Source organism: Anaerotignum faecicola, assembly GCA_024460105.1.
Taxonomy (GTDB): Bacteria; Bacillota; Clostridia; order Lachnospirales; family Anaerotignaceae; genus JANFXS01.
The window spans coordinates 1-513 of the sequence record JANFXS010000154.1 but is presented as its reverse complement, the minus strand read 5'-3'; the positions used below and the strand labels follow the sequence as shown (position 1 = coordinate 513).

Here is a 513-nt window from a genome sequence, read left to right as displayed (position 1 = left end):
GGACGGGATGTCCTGCGGCAACTGCGCCATCCGGGTGGAGAATGCATTAAATTCTCTGGAGGGCGTCTATGCCCGCGTGAACTTAATGGAGGCGGAGGCGGATGTCCGCATGAAACAGGAGTTCAGCGACACCGTGTTAAAGGATACTGTCAAGGACGCAGGATACACTGTTTATCGGATTACGACGGTAAATGACTCGATTTCTCAATAAGGCCTGTTGGCGTTGACTAACCGGGTAAATTTCTAGTAAAACGTTTATAAAAGGAGTGACTGAAGATGAAAAAACACAGGTTTTGGGCCTGGGCAATGCTTTTCTGCCTGGCGATGGTTTTTTACACGGGTTACAAGCATAGATAAGAAAAACAGGAGGATAAAGAAATGTTGGACTGCTTCAAAATGAAAAAGATAGGAATCTTTGCAGGAGGTGTTTTATTCGGTACAGCGGGTGTTAAAATTCTGGCAAGTAAAGATGCGAAGAAGTTTTACGTCAACTGTCTGGCCGCCGGACTGCGC

2 protein-coding genes are annotated in these 513 nt (G+C 46.4%); both read left to right on the top strand.

The features are described 5' to 3' along the window. Positions 1-211 (top strand): heavy-metal-associated domain-containing protein (locus NE664_13255; protein MCQ4727599.1); only part of this gene is annotated, 211 nt, incomplete at its 5' end. 167 nt (positions 212-378) lie between these two features. Continuing rightward, on the top strand, positions 379-513 hold a 135-nt coding region (locus NE664_13250), incomplete at its 3' end, for a DUF6110 family protein (GenBank protein MCQ4727598.1).